The organism is Nonomuraea angiospora (genome assembly GCF_014873145.1).
GTDB classification, from domain to species: domain Bacteria; phylum Actinomycetota; class Actinomycetes; order Streptosporangiales; family Streptosporangiaceae; genus Nonomuraea; species Nonomuraea angiospora.
In genome coordinates this window covers 6,619,413-6,640,998 of record NZ_JADBEK010000001.1, presented here as the reverse complement: position 1 = coordinate 6,640,998, position 21,586 = coordinate 6,619,413, and the positions used below count along the sequence as shown (strand labels likewise).

General features: G+C 71.6%; 22 protein-coding genes. 14 read left to right on the top strand and 8 right to left on the bottom strand.

Features of this window, described 5'->3' with window-relative positions; translation table 11 throughout:
• The first annotated feature begins 28 nt into the window (after positions 1–28).
• Positions 29–1,024, top strand: a complete 996-nt coding sequence (locus tag H4W80_RS29910; RefSeq protein ID WP_192788131.1) for an aldo/keto reductase — start codon at positions 29–31, stop codon at positions 1,022–1,024.
• A 22-nt stretch (positions 1,025–1,046) separates the two neighbouring features.
• Here H4W80_RS29910 and H4W80_RS29905 read toward each other — a convergent pair whose 3' ends face one another.
• The gene (locus H4W80_RS29905) at positions 1,047–1,907 is read right to left on the bottom strand and encodes an LLM class F420-dependent oxidoreductase (RefSeq protein WP_192788130.1); all 861 of its coding nucleotides are present in this window, start codon (positions 1,905–1,907) and stop codon (positions 1,047–1,049) included.
• A gap of 67 nt (positions 1,908–1,974) precedes the next feature.
• A complete protein-coding gene (locus H4W80_RS29900) occupies positions 1,975–2,211 on the bottom strand; it encodes an ArsR/SmtB family transcription factor (protein ID WP_192788129.1) in 237 nt (78 codons plus the stop codon).
• Between the two features lie 9 nt (positions 2,212–2,220).
• On the opposite strand from H4W80_RS29900, the gene H4W80_RS29895 reads away from it, so the two are divergent.
• From H4W80_RS29895 to abc-f, 5 genes are all read left to right on the top strand, one after another.
• Positions 2,221–2,502, top strand: a complete 282-nt coding sequence (locus H4W80_RS29895; protein ID WP_318787124.1) for an alpha/beta fold hydrolase — start codon at positions 2,221–2,223, stop codon at positions 2,500–2,502.
• A gap of 189 nt (positions 2,503–2,691) precedes the next feature.
• Positions 2,692–3,495 carry a hypothetical protein gene (locus H4W80_RS29890; protein ID WP_192788127.1) on the top strand — a complete coding sequence of 268 codons (804 nt, stop codon included), beginning with the start codon at positions 2,692–2,694 and terminating at the stop codon, positions 3,493–3,495.
• The gene (locus tag H4W80_RS29885) at positions 3,492–4,712 is read left to right on the top strand and encodes a S8 family serine peptidase (RefSeq protein WP_192788126.1); all 1,221 of its coding nucleotides are present in this window, start codon (positions 3,492–3,494) and stop codon (positions 4,710–4,712) included. The genes H4W80_RS29890 and H4W80_RS29885 overlap by 4 nt, the downstream gene beginning before the upstream one ends.
• Positions 4,713–4,859: 147 nt before the next feature.
• Positions 4,860–5,681, top strand: a complete 822-nt coding sequence (locus H4W80_RS29880; RefSeq protein WP_192788125.1) for an SDR family NAD(P)-dependent oxidoreductase — start codon at positions 4,860–4,862, stop codon at positions 5,679–5,681.
• Positions 5,682–5,712: 31 nt separating this feature from the next.
• The gene (gene abc-f / locus H4W80_RS29875) at positions 5,713–7,413 is read left to right on the top strand and encodes a ribosomal protection-like ABC-F family protein (protein ID WP_192788124.1); all 1,701 of its coding nucleotides are present in this window, start codon (positions 5,713–5,715) and stop codon (positions 7,411–7,413) included.
• On the opposite strand, the gene H4W80_RS29870 is transcribed toward abc-f, so the two are convergent.
• Positions 7,361–8,719 carry a S1 family peptidase gene (locus tag H4W80_RS29870; protein WP_192788123.1) on the bottom strand — a complete coding sequence of 453 codons (1,359 nt, stop codon included), beginning with the start codon at positions 8,717–8,719 and terminating at the stop codon, positions 7,361–7,363. The two genes, abc-f and H4W80_RS29870, sit on opposite strands and share 53 nt — an antisense overlap.
• Positions 8,720–8,851: 132 nt before the next feature.
• Positions 8,852–10,426, bottom strand: a complete 1,575-nt coding sequence (locus H4W80_RS29865; RefSeq protein ID WP_378526270.1) for a carbohydrate-binding protein — start codon at positions 10,424–10,426, stop codon at positions 8,852–8,854.
• A gap of 278 nt (positions 10,427–10,704) precedes the next feature.
• Here H4W80_RS29865 and H4W80_RS29860 point away from each other — a divergent pair, with 278 nt between their 5' ends.
• Positions 10,705–11,136 (top strand): hypothetical protein, encoded by a 432-nt coding sequence (locus tag H4W80_RS29860; RefSeq protein WP_192788122.1) that lies wholly within the window; start codon positions 10,705–10,707, stop codon positions 11,134–11,136.
• Between the two features lie 57 nt (positions 11,137–11,193).
• Positions 11,194–12,039 carry an NAD(P)H-binding protein gene (locus tag H4W80_RS29855; protein WP_192788121.1) on the top strand — a complete coding sequence of 282 codons (846 nt, stop codon included), beginning with the start codon at positions 11,194–11,196 and terminating at the stop codon, positions 12,037–12,039.
• Between the two features lie 265 nt (positions 12,040–12,304).
• Here H4W80_RS29855 and H4W80_RS29850 read toward each other — a convergent pair whose 3' ends face one another.
• The gene (locus H4W80_RS29850; RefSeq protein ID WP_192788120.1) at positions 12,305–12,898 is read right to left on the bottom strand and encodes a hypothetical protein; all 594 of its coding nucleotides are present in this window, start codon (positions 12,896–12,898) and stop codon (positions 12,305–12,307) included.
• Between the two features lie 460 nt (positions 12,899–13,358).
• Between H4W80_RS29850 and pip the strand changes: the two genes are divergently transcribed.
• The 3 genes from pip to H4W80_RS29835 all read left to right on the top strand — a co-directional run bounded on the left by pip (position 13,359) and on the right by H4W80_RS29835 (position 16,559).
• Complete coding sequence (gene pip, locus H4W80_RS29845) at positions 13,359–14,318, top strand: prolyl aminopeptidase (protein WP_192788119.1); 960 nt, start codon at positions 13,359–13,361, stop codon at positions 14,316–14,318.
• Between the two features lie 524 nt (positions 14,319–14,842).
• Positions 14,843–15,394 (top strand): RNA polymerase sigma factor, encoded by a 552-nt coding sequence (locus H4W80_RS29840; RefSeq protein ID WP_192788118.1) that lies wholly within the window; start codon positions 14,843–14,845, stop codon positions 15,392–15,394.
• Entirely contained in the window at positions 15,387–16,559 is a 1,173-nt protein-coding gene (locus H4W80_RS29835) for a CU044_5270 family protein (protein WP_192788117.1), read from the top strand. Before H4W80_RS29840 ends, H4W80_RS29835 begins: the two co-directional genes overlap by 8 nt.
• A 100-nt stretch (positions 16,560–16,659) precedes the next feature.
• On the opposite strand, the gene H4W80_RS29830 is transcribed toward H4W80_RS29835, so the two are convergent.
• Together H4W80_RS29830 and H4W80_RS29825 are read right to left on the bottom strand one after the other, a co-directional pair.
• Entirely contained in the window at positions 16,660–17,460 is an 801-nt protein-coding gene (locus tag H4W80_RS29830; RefSeq protein ID WP_192788116.1) for a maleylpyruvate isomerase family mycothiol-dependent enzyme, read from the bottom strand.
• A gap of 5 nt (positions 17,461–17,465) precedes the next feature.
• The gene (locus tag H4W80_RS29825; protein WP_192788115.1) at positions 17,466–18,653 is read right to left on the bottom strand and encodes a Cmx/CmrA family chloramphenicol efflux MFS transporter; all 1,188 of its coding nucleotides are present in this window, start codon (positions 18,651–18,653) and stop codon (positions 17,466–17,468) included.
• 265 nt (positions 18,654–18,918) lie between these two features.
• Between H4W80_RS29825 and H4W80_RS29820 the strand changes: the two genes are divergently transcribed.
• Positions 18,919–19,509 (top strand): TetR/AcrR family transcriptional regulator, encoded by a 591-nt coding sequence (locus H4W80_RS29820; RefSeq protein WP_192788114.1) that lies wholly within the window; start codon positions 18,919–18,921, stop codon positions 19,507–19,509.
• Entirely contained in the window at positions 19,506–20,153 is a 648-nt protein-coding gene (locus H4W80_RS29815) for a haloacid dehalogenase type II (RefSeq protein WP_192788113.1), read from the top strand. Before H4W80_RS29820 ends, H4W80_RS29815 begins: the two co-directional genes overlap by 4 nt.
• A gap of 110 nt (positions 20,154–20,263) precedes the next feature.
• Here H4W80_RS29815 and H4W80_RS29810 read toward each other — a convergent pair whose 3' ends face one another.
• Positions 20,264–21,085, bottom strand: coding sequence for an alpha/beta fold hydrolase (locus H4W80_RS29810; protein WP_192788112.1), 822 nt, complete (start codon positions 21,083–21,085; stop codon positions 20,264–20,266).
• A gap of 79 nt (positions 21,086–21,164) precedes the next feature.
• Between H4W80_RS29810 and H4W80_RS29805 the strand changes: the two genes are divergently transcribed.
• Positions 21,165–21,584 carry a YciI family protein gene (locus tag H4W80_RS29805; protein WP_192788111.1) on the top strand — a complete coding sequence of 140 codons (420 nt, stop codon included), beginning with the start codon at positions 21,165–21,167 and terminating at the stop codon, positions 21,582–21,584.
• The last annotated feature ends 2 nt before the right edge of the window (positions 21,585–21,586 follow it).

Sequence of the window (21,586 nt, the reverse complement as noted above, 5' to 3'; positions counted from 1 at the left end):
GACGACATCGAGAACGAGGGAGAACGCGATGCAGAGACGAACCCTGGGCCGCACCGGACCGGCCGTTTCCGCGCTGGGGCTGGGCGCGATGGGCATGTCGGGCGCGTACGGCGCGGCCGACCGCGCGGAGAGCATCGCCACCGTGCACGCCGCGCTGGAGAGCGGCGTCACGCTGATCGACACCGGCGACTTCTACGCCATGGGCCACAACGAGTTGCTGCTCGCCGAGGCGCTGCGCGGCCGGGATCGCGACAGCTACCAGCTGAGCGTCAAGTTCGGCATGCTGCGGGGGCCGGGCCGCGAGTTCGGCGGGCACGACGGCCGTCCCGAGGCGGTGAAGAACTTCCTGGCCTACTCGCTGACCCGGCTGGGCACCGATCACATCGACGTCTACCGTCCCGCCCGGCTGGACCCGGCGGTCCCGATCGAGGAGACGGTGGGCGCGATCAAGGAACTGGTCGAGGCCGGGTACGTACGGCACATCGGCCTCTCGGAGGTCGACGCGGCGACGATCCGCCGGGCGCACGCCGTACACCCGATCGCCGACCTGCAGATCGAGTACTCGCTGATCTCCCGCGCGGTGGAGGCGGAGGTCCTGCCCACGCTGCGGGAGCTCGGCATCGGCCTGACCGCGTACGGCGTGCTCGGCCGCGGCCTCATCTCCGGCCACTGGACCGCGGGCCACACCGCCGGCTCCGGTGACGGCCGCGGCCTCAGCCCGCGCTTCTCCAGCGGGAACGTGGAGCACAACCTCGCCCTCGTGGACGCCCTGCGCCGGGTCGCCGAGGCGAAGGGCCGCACCGTCGCCCAACTGGCCATCGCCTGGGTGGCCGCACAGGGCGAGGACATCGTGCCGCTGGTCGGCGCCCGCACCCGCGAACGGCTGGCCGAGGCGCTGCCCGCGACGGACCTGGACCTCACCGCGGACGACCTCGCCGAGATCGAGAAGGCGGTGCCGCCGGGCTCGGCGCGCGGCGACCGGTACCCGTCCGTGTTCATGTCCGGCCTCGGCGTGGGCAACTGAGCCAGCAACGCCGGTTCGGGGGTCAGCCGGCGCTGAGGAGGGCGAACCGCTCGGCGAACGCGGACATCTCGTCGCGCTGGTGCTCCGGATCCGCCGAGGTGGGGCCGACCACGATGCGGGTCACGCCCTGCGCGGCGAAGGTCTCGACCCGTTCGGCTGACATGTCGATCGACCCCCATCGGGTGTACTCCAGCGCGCCGGGATCACGGCCGGCCTCCACGGCGGCGGCCCGGGCCAGCTCCCACTGGGTCGCGCGTTCCTCCGGGGTGAGGGCGCCGCCGGGGAAATAGCCGTCGCCGCGCCGCCCGGCGCGCCGTGCGGCCGCCCGGCTCGACCCGCCGACGTGGATCGGCAGGTGCGTGGCCGAGTGCGGCTTGGGGTAGCTGGTCACGTTGTCGAAGCCGAAGAACTCGCCGTCGAAGCTGACGCCCTTCTCGTCGCCTTCCCACAGCAGCCGCAGCACGTCGATGGCCTCGTCGGTACGCCGTCCCCGGGTGCCGAAGTCGACGCCCGTCGCCCTGGCCTCGCCGGGCAGCGTGCCCAGCCCCACGGTGAGCAGCCGCATCCGTCCCTTGGACAGCACGTCGATGGTCGCCAGGCGCTTGGCCAGGACCACGGGATGGTGGTACGGCAGCAGCAGCACGGCGGTGCCGAGCAGGATGCGCCGGGTGGCCGCCGCGACGAAGGCCAGGCAGTCGAGCGGATCGGGGAAGGGCAGGGACGGCGGGAACTCGAAGGGGCCGACCGCGGCGCCGGGATACACCACGATGTGCTCGGGCAGGTACAGTCCCTCAAAGCCGCAGTCCTCGGCATGGCGGGCGTACGTTACGAGCCTGTCGGGGTCGAGCCCGTCGGCCGTCGAGTAGCTGATCGCGAATTTCATCGTCATCCTCGAGTCGGAGTCCGCGGGCACGCTACATCCTTGACGTCAGTGTCAGGGCAAGGTGGCCTCACTCCTGGGGCGAGCCGTCGCTGCCGAACACGACGGCGAGCAGCCCGGGAAAGCGCGCCTCAAGATCGTCCCTGCGCAGGGTGAGGTAGTTTCTGCGCCCCGAGTGGCGCAGGCGGATGACGCCGCTCTCCCGCAGGACCCGCCAGTGATGCTTGAGCGTGGACTTCGGCGCTCCGGTCTCGATCGCCCCGCAGTACGTCTCCTCGCCGGAGGCCAGAGCACGGACGATCTTCATCCCGACCGGGTGCCCGAGCGCGGCCGGGGCAGGCCCTTGGTGCTGCTGGGCGGATGGCCGCAGACGTGGTGGGAGTTCCACAAGATCATGCCGCCGCTCGCCGAACGCCACCAGGTGATCGCCGTCGATCTGCGCGGCATGGGCGGCTCGGACAAGCCCTCCTCCGGCTACGACAAGAAGACGATGGCCGCCGACATCCTCGGGCTCGTACGCCGGTTGGGCCACGACCGGGTGGACCTCGCCGGCCACGACATCGGTCGAGGACCCCGCCTGACGCGGTTCTTCGCCTGAGGCCCGTCTCGCGGGGATCCCGCCTGGCGCCGGGCAAGCCCCGCCGAGCACCGATAGGGTCAGAACGCGCAAAATCGATCAGAGGGGCTCAAACGGAACCTTGATCGGCCCGCTCGCACGACAGGAGAGACATTGATGTACCCCCCGTCCGGCTCCGGGCCGGGGTTCCATCCCCCTCAGCCGCCCCCTATGCAACCTCCTCCGTACCCACCCGGCCCTTACCAGCAGCAGCCGCCACCACCGGCCGGGCCGGTGCGGCCCCGGCGCAGCGCCTGGCGGGTCGCGGTGGGGCTGGTCGTCGCGGGCTTCGGCCTGCTGGCCGTGCTCGGCGGTGGCGCGCTCATCGCGCACGCCTACTCCAACAGCCGGCAGGTCATCCACAACTCGGCGTACTCCAAGGAGCTGTGGCGCAACGTGCCCGTCGAGAAGCTGTTCCCGCCGCGGCTCGGCCGGGAGCACCCCGACAAGGGCTACTCCTCCCCGAACGACGAGCGCGGCTGGACCAGGGCCGCGATCTCGTCCGACACCTCCTGCAAGACGGCGCTCTCCGGCGAGCTGGCCCGGGTCGCCGCCGAGCGGGGCTGCGTCGCGACCGTGCGCGCCACGTACGTGGACGACACCGGAGGGACGGCCGCCACCGTGGCCCTGGTCGCCTTCCGCGAGTCGCAGGCCCGCGTCGATCTGGAGGGGATCGTCCGCGAGGCGCAGCGGAAGCCGGATCACGCGGTGCGCGCGCTCGCCGCGCCCGGCACCCAGTGGAAGGACTCCGCGCGCACCGGGAACGGCGGCCGGACGGTTGGGGACGCGCCCATGTTCGTGGCGGTCACCGCGGGGCCGGCGGACGGCCGCAGGCCCGGACGGTTGCCCGAACCGTGGGGCAGGAGGGAGTTCCCGCAGAGGGAGGACCGCGAGGCGTGGGCGCGCACCGCGCAGGGGCTCGCGGAGAGCCTGGCCACCCGGCTGTACGCGGAGTCCCGGAAGGTGGGGGCATGATTCGCAGGCTGACCTGCGCGACTGCGCTGGTCACGGGGCTGGTCACGGGGCTGGTCGCCGGCCTGGTCGCGGCCACCGCCGCGCCGGCCGTGGCCGAGGCGCCGCGGGGCTGGGAACAGCAGGCCATGAAGGTGCCGGCCGCGCAGCGGCTCGGACAGGGCAAGGGGATCACCGTCGCGGTCCTGGACACCGGGGTCATGAAGAACCATCCGGAGTTCCGCGGACGGGTCACGAACGGCCCCGACTTCATCGGCGGGGGAGCCCGGCCCGGGCAGTCGTACTGGGGCGCGCACGGCACCGCCATGGCCTCCAGCGTGCTGCGGGTCGCCCCGCAGGCCCGGGTGCTCTCGGTACGGGTGATCTGGGACCGCGAGGACCCGGCGCGCAAGCGGGCGGAGGCCGCCGCCAAGTCCGGCGGCGTCGCCGCCGACAAGGAGAGCGTCAAAGCGGGCACCGCGCTGGCCAAGGGCATCCGGTACGCCGTCGACAAGGGCGCCCGGGTGATCTCCATGTCCCTCGGCACCGACGAGTGGGGCTTCGGCAGCGGTTACGACGACCTCACGGCCTCGGCCGTCGACTACGCCCTCGGCAAGGGGGCCATCCTGCTGGCCAGCGCGGGCAACGGCGGATCCACCGACCCGCTGGAGGTCGACGCCAACAACGTCGTCTCCTACCCGGCCGCGTACCCGGGAGTGATCGCGGTGGCGGCGATGGGGCCGGGCGGCGCGCGGGCGGACTTCTCCCAGGTGCACACGTACAACACGATCGCCGCACCCGGCGTGGACATCTACGCCGCCGACAACCGCGGTGGCCACCGGGCGGGGGACGGCACCTCTCCCGCCTGCGCGCTCGCGGCGGGCACCGCGGCGCTGATGCTGTCCCGCAACCCCGATCTGACGCTCCGGCAGGTACGCGACATCCTGGTGCGGACCGCCAGGAAGCCGCCGTCCGGCTACAACGTGTTCCTCGGCTTCGGGCTGATCGACGCGGCGGCGGCGGTGCGGGCGGCGGGCGCCGCCAAGGACGCCAAGATCGAGGCGGCCCCGTACAAGGGGAAGGAGTACCTCGGCGGCGGGCCGGTCGCCGCGCCGACCACCAACCCGCCGATCGACATGACGTACGTGGCCGTGGGCGGCACGGCGGCCGGAGTGGGGCTGTTGTTCCTGCTGGTCGCGGTGCTGCTGATGCGCCGGCCACGCGCCCCGCGCGGCGCCTGACGCGGCGAACCCGGCTCGGGAGCGGGCCGGGCAGCCGCATGCCCCCTAAGCGAGACGAGACGGTCCGTCTTGACGCGGAGGCGAAGTGCCTGTATACCTTGTCATCACGAGACGAACCGTATCGTCTCACTAATACAAGGAGCCTGTGTGACGACTGCCCGAGTCTGGTTCATCACCGGCGCGTCGAGGGGCCTGGGCAGGGCCTTCGCCGAGGCGGCGCTCGCCGCCGGAGACCGCGTCGTGGCCGCCGCCCGCGACCTCGGCCCCCTCGCCGACCTCGCCGCCGCCCACCCCGACAGCCTCGTACGGCTGGCGCTGGACGTCCGCGACCGCGCGGCCGTCAGGAAGGTCGTGGACGAGGCCGCGGCGGCGTTCGGCCGGCTCGACATCGTGGTCAACAACGCCGGCGGACTGCTGTTGGGCATGGTGGAGGAGGCCACCGAGGAGCAGATCCGCGCCCAGTTCGACGTCAACTTCTTCGGCGCGGTCTGGGTGGCCCAGGCCGTGGTGCCGCACCTGCGGGCGCAGGGGTCCGGGCACATCCTGCAGGTCACCTCGATGGGGTCCGGCGGCGGGTTCGCGTCCGTCGGGTTCTACGCGGCGAGCAAGTCCGCGCTCGACTCGGTGAGCCAGGCGCTGGCGATGGAGGTGGCGCCGTTCGGGATCAAGGTGACGATCGTGCAGCCGGGCGGGTACGGCACGGACCTGTTCACGCGGGGCGCCACGCTCGCGGAGCGGCGCCCGGAGTACGAGCCGCTGCACGCTCAGCTGGCCGAGATGTGGGGCGAGGACGCCGGTCCCGACCCGAGCACCGCCGCGCCGGTGATCACGGAGCTGGTCGACCTGGCGGAGCCGCCGCTGCGGCTGATCGTCGGCGGAGCCTCGTACGACCTGGTCCAGCAGATGGAGCAGGCCCGCATGGAGGAGTACCGGGCCTGGGAGCACCTCAGCCGGAAGGCCCCGGGCTGACCTGTCCACGCTCAGAAAGGAGGTACGCCCTTTGCGTACCGCTGCCCAACTCGCACTCACCGAGATCACCAAGCGTTACGGCACCCGCGTCGTCCTGGACCGGGTGTCGCTCACCGTCAGACCCGGCGAGCGGATCGGAGTGATCGGCGACAACGGGTCAGGCAAGTCCACGCTGCTCAGGCTCATGGCGAACGCCGAGCGGCCGGACAACGGCGAGCTCCTGGTCGTCGCGCCCGGCGGCGTCGGACATCTGCCGCAGTCACTCGCGCTGCCGCCGCACGCGACGGTGGCCGACGCCGTCGACCTGGCGCTGGCCGACCTGCGAGAGCTCGAGGCCCGGATGCGGACGGCCGAACGGTCGCTCGAAGAGACGGACGCGGAGGCGTATGCGGGGCTCGTGGCGCAGTTCGAGGCGCGGGGCGGCTACGAGGCCGACGTCCGCGTGGAGATCGCGCTGCACGGGCTCGGGCTGCCCGGGCTCGACCGGAGCCGCCCGCTGGGCACGCTCTCCGGTGGCGAACGCGCCAGGCTCGCCCTGGCCGCCACGCTGGCCTCCGCTCCTGAGCTGCTGCTGCTCGACGAGCCGACCAACGACCTGGACGACCAGGCCGTGGCCTGGCTCGAACAGCGCCTGCGCGCCCACCGGGGCACGGTCGTGGCGATCACGCACGACCGGGTGTTCCTGGAGCGGGTGACCACCGCCATCCTGGAAGTCGCCGACGGGAAGGTGCGCCGCTACGGTGACGGGTACGCCGGATACCTCGCCGCCAAGGCCGCCGAACGCGCCGCGCAGGCACGGGCCCACGAGGAGTGGAGGACGGAGCTGGACCGGCATGCCACGCTGGTGGCGGCCAACGCGGGCCGGCTGGCCGGGATCCCGCGCAAGACCCCCAAGGCGGGCATGGGCACCGGCACCTGGCGGGCGCGCTCGCGTACCCACGGGGCCGCCGGGCGCATCCGGCAGTCCCAGCAGCGGCTGCGATGGCTCACCGAGCACCCGGCGCCGCCACCGCCCGAGCCGCTGCGCTTCACCGCCGCCCTCGCCACCGCGAGGGCCGCATCCGGGATCGCTTCCGGGGCTGCTTCCGGGGCTGCTTCCGGGACCGAGGTGGCCGCGCTCGACGGCGTGGTGGTGGCGGGCCGGCTTCGCCTCGACTCCCTGACCGTCCGCGCCGGTGAGCGGCTGCTCGTCACCGGCCCGAACGGGGCGGGCAAGACCACGCTGATGCGCGTGCTCGCCGGCGAGCTGCGTCCGGACGCGGGCGAGGTACGGCGGGCCGGCCGGGCCGGGCTCTTCCGGCAGGACGAGTGGGACGTCGGGCCGGCGGACCGGACGGTGCTGCGGGCCTACGCGTACGGGCGTCCCGGGAGCCTGGACGAGCACGCGGACGCGCTGCTCGCCCTGGGGCTGTTCCGGCCGTCGGACCTCGGGCTGCGCCTGGGGCAGCTCTCCTACGGGCAACGGCGCCGGATCGAGCTCGCCCGGCTGGTGAGCGAGCCCGTGGACCTGCTCCTGCTCGACGAGCCGACCAACCACCTGTCGCCGATGCTCGTGGAGCAGCTGGAGGAGGCGCTGTCCGCTTACCGGGGCGCGCTGGTGGTCGTGACGCACGATCGGCGCCTGCGGGCCGCGTTCACCGGCTCCCACCTGGAGTTGGGCGCGGGCGCGGCGGAAACCGTCAGCGGTGCCAGACGTCGTAGCCGCGGTTCTGGAAGAGGTACGCGGGCGTGAACGCCGACTTCCCGCCGATCAGGCCGAAGTGGATGCCGTACGCGGTCCCGGCGTAGTACCAGGGGCCGCCGGAGTCGCCCGGCTCGCTGATGTTCTTGTCCATGACCACCATGTGCCTCATGTCGCCGGCGGACACGTCGCGGCGGGCGACCTTGGCGCAGCTCCCGCCGCTGGTTATGCCGAAGTGGCAGATGCGCGTGCCGATGGAGGGCATGGCCGAGCGGTCGTCGGCGTACCTGGTCTTGTTCCAGTCGTGGTAGAACGTGCGGCCCGGAGTCTTGGAGCCGACGGTGTAGTAGGAGAGGTCGCCCCAACTGCCGATATGCCACCAGACGCGCTTCACCGTGGTGGAGCCGCCGTGGGTACTGTGGTTGGAGTACGTGCGGGTGGCGTAGTCCTGCGCGCAGTGGCCCGCGGTCCCGTGGCGCTTGGTGTTGCTGTGGATGTACTTCAGGTTGAAGCCCGACGTGCAGTTACCGAGCGAGCCGCCGCCCCTCATGTACCTGTCCTCCGGCTGCGACACCTTGTCGACCAGGACGAACTGGGCCTGGATCCCGGCTGCCCTCGCCTGCGGGGGCAGCAGGTCCTGGGCGGCGAGGGGCGCGCTCGACTGCGCCTCCACGATGACGGTCCCCGTGCGTACGTCGTAGGAGGTGGCGGCGTCCTTGACGGCGGGATCGGCCAGGACGGCCGCGTGGGTGGCCGTGGCGGCGGCGGACAGCTCCTGCTCGGAGAAGCCGCGGCCGCCGACCAGGTCGACGCGTACGGGGAGGGTTCTGGCGAGTTCGACCGCCTTGGCGGGGACGTCGCCCTTGAAGCCGAACCAGGCGCTGTCGTCGTCCTTGACCGCGCCGGCGAACTCGGCGGGGAAGCCGGTCTCGAGTTCCGCGGCCACCTTCTCGAACTGCGGCTGCCAGGAGATCGCGTCGATCGCGGCGGCCAGCCCGATGCCCTCGGCGGCGGCTATGCGCGTGAGGTCCTCGATCTCGCCCGCGTGCAGGTCGTCCACCATGACGTCGGGGGTGTCCACGGGACCGTCGGGCTGGGCGGCGGCCGAGAAGGTCTGCTTGGCGGCGGTGGCGCTGACGTAGTCCTTGACGGCCTGCTCCAGGGGGATCCCGTCCTGGGCGGCCCGCTGCTTGATGGCCTCCAGCGTGGGGCGGGCCGGCTTGGGCTGCTCCTGGGCGGTCAAGGTGACGCTGGTCGCGCCGGGCTCCGCGGAGGCGGCCCCGGCAGGTAAGCCGATGAGGGCGAGGGCAAGAACGGCACCGGCGCCGATATGGCGGGCATGGGACAACGAGGGCATACACCAGCTCCTGCACTGTCGTCGGAATAACGGAACGTGTGCTCCAATATATACGGTTCTAGAGCGCGTGCTCCATTTGGCCGACGCGGCTGAGGGCGGGGCGAGTGCGGTGGCGCACTCGCCCCACCTCTGTCAGGGCGTCACCGGCGTGCCGCCGAAGGTCACGACGAGGCGGCCGTCCGAGGCGAAGGACCAGCTCAGGGCGCCGCTGTAGGACGAGCACCGGGACCCGTTCGAGCCGGACCAGAACTGGTTCGAGCTGTCGGAGTTGCCGACGATCCGGTCATTGGTCCCGCTGCCGCTGCGGCACGAGACGTTGTTGCGGAACACCGAGGTGCCCGCGTCGAACGAGTAGTTGCGCTCGGTGTTGTCGATGCTGACGTTGTCCGACACCGTCATCGTGCCGGGGTTGCGGTTGTAGGTGAAGCCGTGCTTGCCGTTGCGGTACGCGATGCTCCGCCGGATGGTGTGGTTGACCGCGATGTCCTCGCCGCCCAGCTTGTAGCCGTTGCGGTCGCCGTTGCCGGCCTGGCTGCCGTCGCTGAGCGTGCCGTTGTTGTACGACAGGGAGTCCTCGATGGTCACCGGGCCGATGGCGCCCGTGTCCGTCTTGGTGTAGAGGTCCCAGCCGTCGTCGATGTTGTTGCGGGACACGCAGTAGCGGAAGACGTTGCCGGAGCCGACGGTGAGCTTCGCGGCGAAGCCGTCGGCGTCCTCGCCGTCGGAGTCGGCGTTGTCGTGCGACAACGCGCTCAGGATGAGGTTGTTGGACGGCCACTGGTCGCGGGGCGTGTCGGAGGCGATCCGGGAGAGCTGCAGCCCCGTGTCGCGGTTGAAGCGCGTCTCCGTGCGCTCGATGATGTTGTTGCTGCCGCCGACGAAGATCCCGTTGTCGCCGGCGCGCTCGACGACGATGCCGTAGACGTGCCAGTACGACCCGTTCACGGCGAGCCCGCGGTTGGCCGAGTTCTCGCTCTGGGCGGAGAAGTTCAGGATCGGGGTCTCACCCGGGTAGGCGGACAGCTTCTTGCGGGCGCTGGAGGTGCCGTTGTTGCCCGGCGCGATGGTGACCGTCTGCGAGAAGTTGTAGGTCCCGCCGCGTACGTAGATCGTCCCGCCGGCGGTGACGCGGGTGATCGCCGAGGTGAGGGTCGTCGGGTCCGACTGCGTCCCGGTCGCGCCGTCCCTGCCGTTCGGCGCCACGTACAGCGCGTTGCCCGTGGGCGGGGTCGTGCCGCCCGCGTCGACCTCGATGTAGTCGATGTTGGCCAGGCCGTTCGAGGTGGTCGGGCTGAGCTGGATGGTGTTGCTGCCCGAGCGCACCGACACGGTGAACGTCCTGGTGACCCAGGTGTCCCACGCGCCGGTGCCCTCGTACGAGACGTTCTGGACCGTCGACCCGTTGACGATCAGGTCGGCGGGCCGGGCGGTCGTGGTGCCGTTCGCGAAGCGCACGCTCAGCGTCGCCGTCCCGGCCGCGCCGGCGTTGACGGTGAACTGGGCGGAGGCGCCGGTGGCGTTGTTGCCGTTGCAGAATCCGCTGCCGGAGTACCCGGACCAGTTGCTGTCGATGGTGCCGGTGCAGACCGCGGGGGAGCTCTCCGCCTCGTACCGCGTCGGCGCGGCCTGTGCGGCGGTGGGTGACAGTGCGACGAACGCACCGGCTAACAGGCCGGCGCACGTGAGGACGGCTTTCAGGCGCATCATCGTTCTCCAAGGTGTTGGTACGAGGCGCGGGCGAAAACGACGCCACAGTAGGAAAGCGCTTTCCCCCCGTCAATGCGCCACTGCAAACCCGTCACCCCCGAAAGCATCGCCGCTGGCCAGGGATTTACCGCGGGCTCGACCGCCGGTGAAACTTTCATTCAGCCCGCGGCCGAGGGCCTGGCCGTATCGACCGCCGGGCGTCGCCGGCGCGCGGATTCTGCACAGAGCCCTCACAGCGGGCGCGTAAGACGCGCACACCCGTCTGCTTCGATGGCAGCGTGATCGACCGGAGACTGGAGAGGGCCGGCGAGGTGTCCTGGACCTTCGGGTGCGGCCTTTCCGTGGTCGTCGCCCTGGCGTGCGCGATCGCCGGGAGCTACTTCGACGTGACCCTGGTGGCCCGCGCGCAGGTCCATTGCGGTCTCGACCTGAGCTCGGGCGAGAAGCTGTCCGAGGGGATGTGGCTGCTGACCCGTTTCGCCGTCATCCCGGTCGTCGCGGTCCTGTCGGCGGTCCTGGCGTTGCCGTTGCACCTGCTGGCCCGGCTTCCGCCGGTGGCCCGCCGGGTGTGGCCGGTGCCCGTCCTGTCGCTGCTCGCCGTCGGCATCACGATCGCGGGGCCGGTGGCGATGGTCATGTACGACGTCGCCACCGAGGGCACGCCCGGTGATTGCGTCCTGCCCTGGTGGCCCTCGTGGCTGCCTTCGTAGGGCGACCCGCTCGGGACCGGCCGGAATATCGCCGTGTGCGCCCGGGCTGACCCGGTCATGACCGAGATTCTGGTGACCGGCGCGACCGGGAACGTGGGCCGGCAGGTCGTGGCCGGGCTGGTGTCCGCCGGTGCTTCCGCGCGGGCGTTGGTGAGGGACGCGCGGGCGGCGCGGCTCCCAGGGGGAGTGGCGGCCGTGGAGGGCGACCTGGGTGCGCCCGGCACGCTTGAGCGGGCGCCGGCGGGCGTGGAGACGGTGTTCCTGGTGTGGCCCTTCCTCACCGCCGACGGAGCCTCCGCCGTTCTGGAGGTGATCGGGAGCCGGGCCCGCCGGGTCGTCTACCTCTCGTCGTCGGGGGTGGACGACGAGGCGGAGCGGCAGAGCGACCCGATCAACCAGTTGCACGCCGACATGGAGGGCCTGATCGAGCGGTCCGGGCTGCGATGGACCGTCCTGCGGTCGAACACCATCGCCTCCAACACCCGGGGATGGGCGGCGCAGATCCGCGCCACCGGTGTCGTACGCGGGCCGGAGATCGCCGCCACCGCGGTGATCGACCCGCGCGATGTCGCGGAGGTGGCGGTGCGGGTGCTGGTCGACGAAGGGCACGACGGCGCGACGTACGTGCTGACCGGGCCTCAGGTGGTGGGCCGGGCCGAGCAGGTGCGCGCGATCGGGGAGGCCGTCGGGCGCGCGCTGCGGTTCGAGAAGGTGCCCGTGGAGGACGCGCGTGCGCAGATGCTCGCGGACGGCAGGCCGCCGGCCCTGGTCGAGGCCCTGCTGGCCAGCGCGGAGGCGCGGCCGCGGTCGGAGCTGATCACCTCGACGGTGGAGGAGATCACCGGGGCGCCGGCGCGTACGTTCGGGCGCTGGGCCGCGGACCACGCGGACGAGTTCCGCTGACCGCGGGCCGCTTCGGCACGACCTGCTGTACGCCGCGCGCGTCGGCGTACAGCATCGTGAACTCCCAGGGTCCACGGGACGGTGGGAGGGGACGGCTCGGCACCGGTGTGCCGGCAGAGGAAAGTGTTGTCCTCCTGCCAGGCGCGTTCGGTTCACGCGATGCCGAGGCCGTCCGTCTTAGGTTGAGCCGGGCCGGTGCGGGGTGCTCGCCGTCCATGTCGAAGTCCCTTCGCCCCGTCCCTCTGACAGTGAGGCCAGAGGCGCGTCAGTTGCCGAGGATCTGGTTGACCAGCGACGTGACCCCGGAGGTGTCCAGGAGCGTCACGGGCTGCTCCACCGTGAGATCGCCCGGCGACTCGATCATCCAGGTCCCGGTGGTCGGGGACCAGGTGGTCGTCGGGGACCAGGTGGTCGTCGTGGCGCAGGGCACCGCGCCCAGCCAGAGCGAGTCGACGACCTGCGTGAGTCCGAGGGTGGCCAGCAGCGACGAGGGCGACGTGGACGCCGTCGTGCAGGGCTGCTGCGCCGCGGGTGCGGGGTTGAGCAGCCCGTCGAGCAGGCCGGCGACGCCGCCGGCCTTGTACGAGGGGACGCTCTGGCTGCACGTCGTCGTCCGGTTGAACCAGGTCAGGCCGTCGACGAAGCTTCCGGACCACGGCGGGCCCAGCGTCGAGTCGTCGAAGACCGCCTGGGTCTGGGCCTCGAAGTTGTGAGCCCAGGCTGACTGCGCGTTGTAGCTGACGACGTTGTTGTCGCCGCACAGGACCGTGTCCACGGCCCCTTCTTCTGCGGCGGCCGGCCCTGCGGCCAGCAGCAGGCCGGAAGTCGCGGCGAATGCGGCAATGGCGTGCTTGTACATGGTGCTCCCTGCGGATTGGTAATCCGGTTATCCGCAGAGATCATTACCCTTAGTGGTGGTTGAATTACTTCATAGTTGTATCTAGCCCTCTTTACCGGGAGGTCCTATTCTCACGACTCGTGAAACTTCTCATGTTCGTGGCGCTTACGGGCGCTCTCATGATGCCTTTGGCCGGTACTGCTAACGCCCAGGCAGCTGCATACCCCGTCAAATCCTCCCAATTAACCGCCAACCCGCTTTATAAGGCGGGTGGCTGTTCTCGAAGGCGGCCTCCACGTACGCTTACCACGTGTAAAAATTGGTCGGAATCGCCAAAGCATGCGACAAATTGCCCTATGACAAAAAGACGGAAGGGCAGGAACCTGAGGGACTGGAACGCGCTCGTCTCCCTCCTCGTCCAAGGTCGCGTGACCGCACGGCCACGGCGGTCCACCGTGGCCGTCCCGCTAAGGTCGGTTTCATGTATCCCCCCATCGAGCCGTACGACCACGGCCTGCTCGACACCGGTGACGGCAACCTCGTCTACTGGGAGGTCTGCGGCAACCCGGAGGGGAAGCCCGCGCTCGTCGTCCACGGCGGCCCCGGATCGGGGTGCAAGACCGGGGTGCGCCGGCTCTTCGACCCGGAGCGCTACCGGATCGTCCTGTTCGACCAGCGAAACTGCGGCCGCAGCCGCCCGCACGCCAGCGACCCGTCCGTCGACCTGAGCGCCAACACGACCCACCACCTCGTCGCCGACATGGAGCTGCTGCGCGAGCACCTCGGCATCGACAAGTGGCTGCTGTACGGCGGCTCGTGGGGCTCGACGCTGATGCTGGCCTACGCCGAGGCCCATCCGGAGCGGGTGTCGGAGATGGTCATCGTGGCCGTCACGACCACGCGCCGCTCCGAGATCGACTGGCTCTACCGCGGCGTCGGGCGGTTCTTCCCGGAGGAGTGGGAGCGCTTCAGGCAGGGCGTCCCCGAGGCCGACCGCGACGGTGACACCTTCGCGCTGCTGGCGGCGTACTCGCGGCTCCTGGCCGACCCCGATCCCGAGGTCCGCGCGAAGGCGGCCCGTGACTGGGTCACCTGGGAGGACGCGGTGATCTCCATGGAGCCCAACGGCAAGCCCAATGCCTACAGCGACCGCCCGGCCGAGGCGGTGATGGCGCTCGTCCGGATCTGCTCTCATTACTTCTCCAACGCCGCCTGGCTGGAGGAGGGCGTGCTGCTGCGGGAGGCGGGGCGGCTGGCGGGCATCCCCGGCGTGCTGATCCACGGCCGTCTCGACCTGGGCGGCCCGCTGGAGACGGCCTGGGAGCTGGCCAAGGCCTGGCCGGACGCCAGGCTGGTCGTCGTGGACGACTCCGGGCACACCGGCAGCGGCACGCTGTCCAAGGAACTGGAGGCCGCCCTCGACGGCTTCGCCGGGCGGTGAGGGGGCGGGGACCCGCGGCTCGCGATCGTCTGGGGCGTTAGGACGGCGCCAGTGGTGACCATCGCTTCGCCGTCGGTCGATTCCGTACGGGTGAGCCGCGGGTCCGCAGGGGACAGCGCGCTGACAACCGCGTGTCCACTCGCTGACCTGCAGCAACAGTAGCTTCGCCGACTGTCCGGACACCACCGAATTAAACGCCCGTGCGCGGAGGATTCCCCACCGTGTCTGTGACCGGCAACGCAGCTACCGGTTGGGGTTGGAGCGCGTGGTGGTTACGGGCCATGCTCCTCTACTCCTCGGTGTAGATCTTCAACCGGCGCTGCGCGGCGCCGGTGCGCCTGGGTCGCGTCTTGAAAGCACGGATTCGAGACGAGCAGAGCCCTGTCATCCAGGGTGACGCACGGCCAGCGACGGGGGTCGGCTGATTCCGATGGCAAAGGCTCAGCGACGGTCCGTGAAAGCCTCCAGGCACTTCGGGCAAGAAAGGGCGACCATCGTTCACTTGACCCAGCGGAGACGCCTGCATGGCCGTTCCACCTGACCTGGCCGACCCGCCCGATCTACGGGTGGACTTCGAGCAGATCTTCAACGCGCACTTCACCGAGATCCACCGCTACATCGTCAGGCGGTTGTCCGACGACGTCGCTGACGACCTGGCCGCCGAGGTGTTCCTGGCGGCCTATCGGGGTGGCTACGACGCCTCGCGCGGCGGGGTGCGTCCGTGGCTGTACGGCATCGCCACACACCTCATCGCACGGCATCGCCGCACCGAGATCCGTAGATGGAAGGCGCTCAGCCGGACGGCTGAACGCGCCGAGCACAGTCCCGAGGACGCGGTCCTGTCCCGCGTGGCCGCGGACCAGCTGACCGGCAAGCTGGCGGGGGCGCTGGCCGGGCTCAACCGCAGGGACCGCGACGTCGTGCTGCTGAGCGTGCTGGGCGACCTCAGCCACGCCGAGGTCGCTGCCGCCCTGGGGATCCCAGCGGGGACGGTCGCCTCCCGGCTCAACCGCGCCCGCAAGCAGCTCCGTAAGGCACTCGGTGACGTCAACCCTTTGGAGGAGATCCATGGATGAGCTGAGCCTCCTGGCGAGAGCGCTGCCTGACGCTCCGCCGCCCTCGGCAGAGGTGGTCGAGAAGGCCCGCCTCCGGCTTGCCGCCGCCCAGCGCAAGCCGGTACGGCCAGGTAGAGCGAATCGGCGTGGCCTCGCCTGGGGATGGACCCTGGGAGCGGCCGCAACAACGATCGCCGTCGTCATGGCCGTCGTCACGCTGGTGTCGAACGTGACCGCTGTTCCCGCACCGGTGCTCGCGCCCGCTCGCGGCAACGACGCCCTGCTCCGGCTGGCGGACCAGATCGCGAGACTGCCGGACGAGCGCGGCGACTACTGGCGGAGGCCGCTGCTCAACAATTGGCTGACCAGGGTCCAGGCGGGCGGCGAAACGTTCAACGTCCTGTCCTCGTCACGAATCGACCTCTGGCAGCCGCGCGACCCCGGCGACCCCGTTCAGGCGGAGCAGTGGCAGCAATTCGTCCGTCCCGCCACCGAGGCCGATGAGCGTGCGTGGCGGGCGGCGGGTTCTCCGGACACGGTCCAGCGCGTGTGCACGCCGGGCACCCGCGCGGGCGACTGCGCGAAGGTTCGGCTGCGGTCCAAGCCCTCTCAGTGCGTGTACACGCGCGCGGCTGAGCCGGGCGGCGTGCTCGGTGATTCACGGCTGGGTGAACTTACGCTGGCCGACCTCGCGGCGCTGCCGGGCGACGCCGAACAACTCCGGGAGAAACTGCGAACCTACTGGAAGACCCGAAAGGACAGCCAGCCCAAGGGCAGCTTCGAAGAATTCCTCGCCACCTCCTCCGCTCTTCTGGAGCTCCCGGTCAAGCCCTCGGTCAGGGCAGCCGCCCTGCGTCTCCTCGCCGGCCTGCCGACGACCAAGGTGCGTGGCTCGATCACCGACCCACTGGGACGTGCGGGAATCGAGGTCACCTTCATCAAGAGCGAGGGCTTCACCGCCGAGTTCGGTACCGATGACGAGGTGGCGCAGCGGTACACCACCATCCTCGACCCACACACCGGCACCGTCTTGGCGGCAAACGTCGGGATCGCGGTCGAGAGCACGGAGGGGCTCGCCAAGGGGACGTTCATGGATTATCAGGCATGGGCACCTGAGGCCGGCTGGACCAGCGAGCGCCCCGAGCGACCACGCGGCTGCCGGCTCAGCGACCGTCCGCTTCCATAACGGGCCGCCCCCGGGCACGCACGCTCGCCACCTTCCTTTCTGTCAGCGCCTGTGGGCGGCGGGATATGGGTCTCCTCGCCCGGGGCTCATAGGAGGGGGGTCATACGGGAGGCACCAGGACGAAGTAGCGGTCGAGTATGTCCCTGTCGCCGCGCACGTCGAGGCCGTCGGCCGGGATGCGGTTCCAGAGGAACAGCATGAGGTCCGACGCGCTCCCGGCCAGCTCGACGTCGAAATCGCCGCCGCCCGCCCCCGAGGACAGCCGTACGTCGGGGCCGTCGAAGTGGACCGTCCAGTCACCCTCGCTGTCCGTGCGCCGGAAGCGGAAGCGCTCGCCCGCTCCGGCGGGCGCCCCCGTCCACTCCCGCCGCGCGGGCGCCATGACCTCGAACGTCTGCGTGACCGCGTCGGCCGTCACGTCCTCGTGGATCGGGTGCGGGACGCCGAGGGCGTTCTCGGCGTCCCAGCGGTGCACGGCGGCCTCGATGGTCTGCACCCGCACCCAGAACCCGACGGTCTGCTCCTTCGACCACGTCCACGCCGGATCGCCGGCGTCGCGCCCGTCGAACAGCTCCGCCAGCCGGGCCGCCCCTTCCTCGAACCAGTCGAGCACCCCGTCCGGGATCGGCCCGAGGTTGGGCGCGTGCTGCGGGTCGGGCCACCCCGTGAGGTCCGGCGGCAGCCCGGCGAAGGACAGGTCGGAGCCGTCGGGCGGCCCGTCGAGCCGGTTCTCGATGATGCTGAACACGCCCCGGTGCACCGAGCCCAGGTGGATCAGCAGATCGGCGACCGACCAGCCGGGACAGGACGGCACCGGGGGCGCGGCGCCGGTCTCCGCCGCCTGCCGGGCGGCGTCCTGGAATGCTCTGACCTCTCGGCGAAAGCGCGCAGCGGGTTCCATTCCCCCTACTGTGCCTCAGCCGGCCGGCCCTTCTCCACCGGGTTCACCCCGACGGCGTGGGCGACGGCGGCGGTGACCAGGGCGGCGGCCACCAGCAGGGCGCTCACCCACAGCGGCGAGCGCAGCCCGAGCCCGGCCCCGATGGTCAGGCCGCCCAGCCACGGGCCGAGCGTCGCGCCCACGTTGAGCGCCGCCGTGGCGAACCCGCCGGCCAGGGTGGGCGCGCCGGTGGCCGCGTACAGCACCTGCGAGATCAGCGTGGAGCCCACGGCGAACGAGAGCGTCCCCTGGACGAAGACGAGCACGACGGCGGGCACCGGCGCGCCGGCCGCCAGCGCGAAGACGGCCCAGCCGGCGGCCAGCGCCGGCCCGCAGATCGCCAGGAGGCGGGTCGGCCGCCGGTCGGCCACCCGCCCGCTGACGGTCACCCCGGCGAACGAGCCGAGCCCGAACAGGGCCAGCATCAGGGGCATCCAGGAGGACGCGATCCCGGTGTCCCCGGTGAGCAGCGGCGCGAGGTAGGTGAACGTGCAGAAGGTGCCGCCGTTCACCAGGCCGGCCAGCAGGAGAAGGACCAGCAGCCGGGGCCGGCGCAGCGCCCGCAGCTCCCCGCGGGCCCGCGGACCGGCCGGGCCGGACGGTCCGGGGGCGCCGGACGGCACCGACTTGAGCACCGCGACGATGGCCGGGACCAGCGCGACGGCCACCGCCCAGAACGCCGAGCGCCACCCCCACACCTCGCCCAGCAGCGCGCCGCCCGGCACGCCCGCGACGCAGGCGATCGTGACGCCGCCGAGGAGCGCGGAGGTGGCGCGCCCCTTGGCGTCGGGCGGCGCGAGCGCGACGGCGGTCGCCATGGCCACCGCCAGGAACCCGGCGTTGGCCAGCGCCGCGATCACCCGCGTGCCGAGCAGCACGCCGTAGCTGGTGGTGAGCGCGCCCACCACGTGTACGACCAGGAACGTGACCAGGAAGGCCAGCAGCGCGAACCGCCGGGACCAGCGCAGGCTGAGCACCGCCATGAGCGGCGCCCCCACCACCATCCCGACGGCGAAAGCCGAGGTGAGCAGCCCCGCGGCGGGGATGGAGACCTGGAGGTCCCGCGCGATGCCCGGGATGAGCCCGGACAGCATGAACTCGGACGTGCCCTGGGCGAAGACCGCCAGTCCGAGCAGGTAGACAGCGAAAGGCATGGAAGAACTCCGCGACCGTATCGAGGATCGACAGGGAAGCGGGCAGGCCGGAAGAAGGTCCTGCTCCGCTGGGGGATCGGCCGCATCACGAAGAACCGCACGGCTCGCGGAGAGCCCGGCGTCAGCGCGAGACAGCCACCGGATGAGCGGTGGCTAGCGTCTTGACGCCTCGGGGCTGGACATGAGGGCGAACGTAGCAAGGCCCTGTGACCTGACGCAAACAGGTTTGCTATCTTGGACCAGTCGTTCCAAGATGGAGGTGTCGATGCCGGACGTGAAGCATTTCGATCCCGACGCGGTGCTGGAGCAGGTGGAGCGCCTGTTCTGGCAGCGCGGCGCCGCCACCACGGGCATCGCGGAGGTGATCGCGGCGACCGGCCTCAGCCGCTCCAGCCTGTACGCGACCTACGGCGGCAAGCAGGACCTGTACGTGCGGGCGCTGCGCCGCTACGTCGAGCGGCGCTCGCAGCCGATGTTCCAGACCCTGGCCGACGACGGGCGCGGGCTGCCCGCGATCGAGGCGTTCTTCGACCGCCTGATCCGGATCAGATGCGCGGGCGAGCACGCGCGCTGGGGCTGCATGGCGACCAACGCCGGCGCCGAGGGCGCGGACCCGGCCGTGCGCCAGGTGCTGGACCAGCACCACGACCGGCTCCGCGCGACGATGCGCGTAGCCCTGGAGGCGGCCGGGGCCCAGGGGCAGCTGGCCGAGGGCCTCGACCTCGACGCGACCGCGGAGTCCCTGACCCTGCTGGCCTACGGGATGAACCTCCGCTCGCGCGCCGGCGCGGACCCGGCCGCCCTGCGCAGGGGCGCGTCCGCCGCACTCGACTCTCTCAGAAAGGACCGGCCATGAAGCCACAGATAGTGATCTTCGATGTGAACGAGACGCTGACGGACCTGGAGCCGATGCGGGGCAGGTTCGAGGAGGTGGGGCTGTCCGGCGAGCAGATGGGGACGTGGTTCGCGAGCGTGTTGCGCGACGGGTTCGCGCTCACGGCGGCGGGCGGTTTCGCCGAGTTCGGCCGGATCGCCGCCGACGTGCTCAGGGAGATGGGGTCCGGGGACGAGGCGGTGAGGCACGTGCTGAAGGGGTTCGGCGAGCTGCGGGTGCATCCCGACGTCCCCGAGGGCATGCGGCTGCTGCGCGAGGGCGGCCTGCGCCTGTTCACCATGACGAACGGGGCGGCGGCCATGACCGAGGGGATCCTGCGCCGGGAAGGGCTGTCCGACCTGGTGGAGGCCACGCTGGACGTGAGCGGCCCCCGCGCGTGGAAACCCGCCCGCGCGGCCTACGAGTACGCGACCGGCCAGGCCGGGGTGCGGCCCGACCAGGCGGTCCTGGTGGCGGTGCACCCGTGGGACATCGACGGGGCCCAGCGGGCCGGGCTGTCGGGGGCCTGGCTGGAGCGGCGCGGCACGCCGTACCCGAGCGTGATGAGCGCCCCGCACCTGTCGGCCCCCGACCTCGTCTCGCTGGCCAGGCGCATCATCGGTTAGGGAAGAAGTCCGCGCCCTGGACGTACTCCAATCGCCTTCGTGAGGACGGGGTCGCTCATGCGGCGCTCCAGCTCCTCGGGCGAGACCTCCTCTGCGCCCCTCGTCGTCGGTCACCCGGGCCAGCTCGACGGCGTCGAACGCGGCGTCCTACTTGCGCTCGCGAGTAGGAAGTCCAGCACCAGAGGGCTCGCGACCTCCCTGAACTCCTCGAAGTACGCGTGCCGCGCCCCCTCGATCATCCGCAGCTCCGCCCCGGGGATGCGGCCGGCCAGCAGCGGGGCGTTGGCCGCCGGGTTGAACACGTCATCGGTGCCGTGCACCACCAGCGTGGGCGCGGTGATGGAGGGCAGCGCGTCCCAGCTGTCGTGCCCGGCGCTGGCGGCCAGGTGGCGGCGGCGCGCGTACGCGGGCATGGCCGGGTCGCCGACCGTGTGGTGGGGGCCCGGGTGGGTGGCCAGCCAGGCCGGCGTGTACATGAGCTCCAGCAGCGCCCGCTCGGCGGCCGCCCGGTCCGGCTGGGCCAGCGACCTGCGCACGTCGTTGTCCCGCTCGAACCCGTGGACGCCGCCCGGCGAGCTGCAGCCGAGCACCAGCGACCCGACCCGCTCGGGATGGTCGGCCGCCAGCCACTGGGCCACCCGCCCGCCCATCGACGTCCCGTAGACGTGCGCCCGCTCCACGCCCAGCTCGTCGAGCACGGCCAGCACGTCGGCGGCGAACCCGCGGGTGGTGTACGGCTCGTCGGGTTTGTCGCTGCCGCCCGTGCCGCGGTAGTCGAAGGTGATGGTGCGGAACCCCTGCTCGAAGTCCGGGCGTACGGGATCCCACCAGCGGTGCTCGTTGGCCTGTCCCTGGAGGAGGACGAGGGGTTGCCCGCCGCCGCGGACCTGGTAGGACAGCTTGACGCCGTCCACGGCTGTCGCAAATGGCATGTCTGGCATCGTAGGGGTGTCCGGTGAGCGGGCGCGGCTCCGACGTACCTGGTGAGAGGCACACGAGAGAGGACTCACCATGAAGTACATGATCCTGTCGTACGGCACGCAGCGGGACTATGACGTCCTGTCCGGCAAGGACGCCGAGGGGCAGCCCGCCTGGTCGCCGGAGGACGTCGCGGCGATGCACCAGTTCATGGAGGCGTTCAACAAGGAGCTGGAGGAGTCCGGCGAGCTCGTCGAGACGCGCGGCCTGGTCGCGCCCGTGCACACCAGGCGGCTCCACCTGCGCGACGGCGTCCCGGTCGTGACGGACGGCCCGTACGCGGAGACGCAGGAGGTGCTCGCGGGCTACTGGATCGTCGAGTGCGACAGCTTCGACCGGGCGACCGAGATCGCCGGGCGCCTGTCGAAGTGCCCGAGCCCCGGCGGCGTCTGGGACGGCAGCGTGACCGACGTCCGGCCCATCGCCGAGGGCGGCGCGGACCTGGGGTTCTGATC